Raw genomic sequence first — 3,900 nt, 5'->3', positions numbered from 1 at the left:
GGGTATCAACATATCTGGCGTTGACTTTTGGCACGCTGTTGAGTTCTCAAGGAACGGACGCTTCCTTCGTACTCACCCCGACCAACCGGTCCAGGCTTTCCTCCGGGCGCTTCCCTTCGGTGTTTCGCTTTTCGCGTTTCCGACTCTATCAGACTCTTTCGCGTCCGATTCCCCGTCGGAAGGGGTTCGCCTTCCGGTTCCGGCGCTTTCGCGCTTTCCCCTTTCCGGCGGCTCCGACTTTATCAGAGGCTTTTCGGCCGAGCCAATCGGCCTTGAGTCCCGGATAAAGATTCGGAAGGCTCTATGGAAATTTACGTTTCCGATGAGAGCGAGATAGATGCTAGCTGCGCCGACTGGATCCTGTCCACTCCGGGCAACCGTTTGAATCTACCTCCCCACTGCTCCCGTGTCAACGGGTCCGGCGGGCGAAGAGGAGACTAGCAGGTCAGGGGGGTCGTATGCACATCAGGCGGCTGTAGGGAGTTCCGCGCTTCGGTCGGACTCGTCCAAGTCCCCCTGCTCGCCTGCGCGGGCGGCACGGCCGCCGAGGATATAGACGTAGGCGAGAAAGGCCAGTTCAGCGGCGATGCCGATCGCAATGCGCGCCCAGGTGGGGAGGCCGGAGGGGGTGACGAAGCCTTCGATCACTCCGGAGACGAAGAGGACCAGGGCGAGGCCTATCGCCATGCCGATGGCTGCTCGACCTTGCTGGGCGAGGGCCGCACGGCGGGTTCGGGGACCTGGGTCGACAACCGTCCAGCCGAGGCGGAGCCCGGTTCCCGCCGCGACGAAGACTGCGGTGAGCTCGAGCAGGCCGTGCGGCAGGATCAGGCCCAGAAAGGTGTCGAGACGGCCGGCCGACGCCATGAGACCGATCCCGACTCCCAGGTTGAGCATGTTGAGGAACAGGATCCAGATCACCGGGACGCATAGGAACGCCCCCAGGACCAGGCACATGGCAGCCGCCTGGGCATTGTTCGTCCAGACCTGGGCGGCGAACGAGGTCGCCGGGTGACTGGAGTAGTACGCCTCGTAGCCTCCGCCCGGTCGGGTGAGCTCGCGGAGTTCCTGCGGGGCTGCGATCGAGGCCTGGACCTCCGGGTGCGTGCCGATCCACCAGCCGATCACGGCGGCGAGGAGCGTGGAGAGGACCGCGGTGGGGATCCACCAGTGGCGGGTGCGGTAGACGGCGGCAGGGAAGCCCGCGGTGAGGAACCGGACCGCGTCGCGCCAGGAGGCGCGGCGGGTCCCGGTGACCGCGGCGCGTGCACGCGCCACGAGCTGGGTGAGCCGGGCGGTGAGCAGCGGGTCGGGCGCACGGGACTGTATGAGCGACAGGTGGGTTGCGGTGCGCTGGTAGAGGGCGACGAGTTCGTCGGCCTCGTCGCCCGACAACCGGCGGCCTCGCTTCAGAAGAGCGTCCAGGCGTTCCCACTCGGCACGGTGGGCGGTCACGAAGACGTCGAGGTCCATGATCGGCGATTGCTCCAGGCACTGGGGGCATACGGTCCGTACGGCTGCGGCGCGCCGTCGGCCAGCTTGGCAGACTTGAGGATCGAAGAGCGAGGTTCCAGGGGCAGGGAAGGCCGACGCGAAGGGCGGGCGGACAACGGTGAGTGGGCTTGTGACGGGGGACGCCGTCGTGCTGGGGCTTCAGCCGGCCAGGCTGCCCAGCCGTGCGCTCGCCATCGTGATCGATCTCGTTGTGGTGTGGACGGTCTATCTGATGGTGGCGCTGGGCCTGGCGGTGGCGACGGCGTCGCTGGACGACGCGGCCATTGCGGCCGTGTCGGTAGCGACTTTCCTGCTGATACTGGTGGGCCTGCCGATAGCGGTGGAGACACTGAGCCATGGGCGGTCCCTTGGAAAGCTCGCCTGCGGGCTGCGGGTCGTTCGCGACGACGGCGGGCCCATCCGCTTCCGGCACGCGCTGGTGCGGGGGGCCGTCGGGATGGTCGAGATCCTTATGACGTTCGGGGTGGTCGCCTGCATCGCCTCTCTGGTCTCCGCACGAGGGCGGCGGGTCGGCGATGTGCTCGCGGGGACGCTGGTGGTCCGGGAGCGGGTGCCGTCGGCGTCGAGGGCGATGGGCGTGCCGCCTCCGCCCCCCTGGCTCATCGGTCGGTTCGCCCAGCTCGACCTGTCGAATGTGCCCGATGAGCTGTGGCTCGCCATACGTCAGTACTTGATGCGCATGCGCCAGCTGGACCCGGCGGTCAGCGGGTCGATGGCTGGGCGGCTCGCCGCGGATGTGGCGGGGCGGACGGGGGCTCCGGTGCCGCAGGGAGTGCCGCCGGCCGAGTATCTGGCCGCGGTGGTGTATGAACGGCAGTCGCGTGAGGCGCGGCGGACGCTGGGGGCTGGTGGGGCGGGCTCGTCGTATGCGCCGGGGGGTGGTGTGGCCGCGGCGGTGGAGAAGGCGGCGGTCGAGAAGTCTGTCCGGCGTCCCGCTGCCCCTGCGGGACAGGCGGCGCCCGAGGCGGGGGCAGGCGCGGAGAAGTCGCCGACCACAGGGTTCGCGCCGCCTGCTTGACTCTGCTCGGGGGCCGGCTGCCGTGTGGCTCAGGGGAGGCCGGGCAGCTCAGGGGAAGTGGGACGGCGGCGATTCGAGGTCTTCGAGCTCGATGCCGGGTGCGGCCAGCACCACGTCGCCGGCAATGTGCACGGTGTGCTGTTCTCCGGTGTCCAGGAGGCTGACCTGGTACTCGTCCACCGTCAGGGCCCCATTGTCAGTGGCGTGCGCTTCACTCTTCACCAGGGCCCACGACTGGTCGACGGTGAGGGGGGCGAGGACGGGATCGGTGAAGGCGACGAGGCGTACGCGCGTCGCCGGGGAATCGGGGGTGAGGCGCAGCAGGCGGGCGGTTGCGACGAGGAATGCGGGGGATCTGCCGGTGAAGGCATGGGCGCGCACATTGCCTTCAGTGGCGTGGGCGCCGGTTGGGTCGGTCCTGACCCAGGTGACGCCGTCGAGGGCGGCGCCACGGACCTGCCAGTCGGCGGTGTGCAGTTCAAGGCGGAGGGGACGGCCGAGTTCGTCGAGGGCGAGGTCGACCGAGCCGGAGTGGTCGCCGGAGGGGGTGGTGATCTGGGAGACGTAGCGCCAGCCGGAAGGGCCGGGGGCGCACTGGAAGTGTTCTTCGCCGAGGGGGGTGTGATCGTGCGGATCGTGGAGCGAATAACGGCCACGGGGCATGGGGGCGTGTCCTTGTGCGGTGGCGCTCGCCGGCGGGTCTTCCCGGAGCCGGCGGTCTTCCCGGAAGCGGTACGGGACCTGTACGGCGCATCGGGTGCCGGGTAGCGGCAGGCCCCCGACACGGGGGTGCGGGGGCCTGCCGATGCCGCCGACGGCTGGATGGTCGTCCGTCTTCTGCCGGCAGGCCGCCGGCAGAAGACGGGGCGGGACGGGGTGCCGCGGCCGGGTTCAGCCGCGGCGTATGTCGACGACACACGTCGAACGGTGTGCGTCACGGCTCCGGCCGGCCCGGCGGGGCGGCGCGGCGTGAGCCGTCGACGACGCCATCGTGCTGAGGGCGCTCACGGCGTCGTGCGTGCCGTCCCGGTCGGGGGTGGCGGGGGTGTGGGTCAGTAGCGGTAGTGGTCGGGCTTGTAGGGGCCGTCGACGTCGACGCCGATGTACTCCGCCTGTTCCGGCCGCAGCGTCGTCAGCTTCACCCCGAGCGAGTCCAGATGCAGCCGGGCGACCTTCTCGTCCAGGTGCTTGGGCAGCACATACACATCCGTCGGATACGCCTCGGGCCGGGTGAACAGCTCGATCTGCGCCAGAGTCTGGTCCGCGAAGGAGTTCGACATCACGAACGACGGGTGACCGGTGGCATTGCCCAGATTCAGCAGCCGGCCCTCCGACAGCACGATCAGCACCTTGCCGCCGGGGAAGGT

Annotated in this window: 4 protein-coding genes; 1 reads left to right on the top strand and 3 read right to left on the bottom strand. The window is 69.3% G+C overall.

Annotated elements, in window-relative coordinates; all coding sequences use genetic code 11:
* Positions 1–465 precede the first annotated feature (465 nt).
* Positions 466–1,473, bottom strand: coding sequence for a stage II sporulation protein M (locus QCN29_RS36565; protein ID WP_279933565.1), 1,008 nt, complete (start codon positions 1,471–1,473; stop codon positions 466–468).
* Positions 1,474–1,612: 139 nt separating this feature from the next.
* On the opposite strand from QCN29_RS36565, the gene QCN29_RS36560 reads away from it, so the two are divergent.
* A complete protein-coding gene (locus QCN29_RS36560; RefSeq protein WP_279933564.1) occupies positions 1,613–2,533 on the top strand; it encodes an RDD family protein in 921 nt (306 codons plus the stop codon).
* Positions 2,534–2,581: 48 nt separating this feature from the next.
* Here QCN29_RS36560 and QCN29_RS36555 read toward each other — a convergent pair whose 3' ends face one another.
* Entirely contained in the window at positions 2,582–3,196 is a 615-nt protein-coding gene (locus QCN29_RS36555; RefSeq protein ID WP_279933562.1) for a hypothetical protein, read from the bottom strand.
* Positions 3,197–3,585: 389 nt separating this feature from the next.
* The coding region (locus QCN29_RS36550; protein WP_279931962.1) for an adenosylhomocysteinase at positions 3,586–3,900 on the bottom strand (315 nt) is incomplete at its 5' end.

It is taken from the genome of Streptomyces chengmaiensis, assembly GCF_029846775.1.
Classification (GTDB): domain Bacteria; phylum Actinomycetota; class Actinomycetes; order Streptomycetales; family Streptomycetaceae; genus Streptomyces; species Streptomyces chengmaiensis.
Note: the sequence above shows the minus strand (reverse complement) of the source record. Positions and strands in the feature narration are given on the sequence as shown.

Excerpts from the sequence above, each read along its gene's own strand:
- QCN29_RS36565 (WP_279933565.1), bottom strand. The coding sequence starts at position 1,473 with ATGGACCTCGACGTCTTCGTGACCGCCCACCGTGCCGAGTGGGAACGC.
- QCN29_RS36555 (WP_279933562.1), bottom strand. The coding sequence starts at position 3,196 with ATGCCCCGTGGCCGTTATTCGCTCCACGATCCGCACGATCACACCCCC.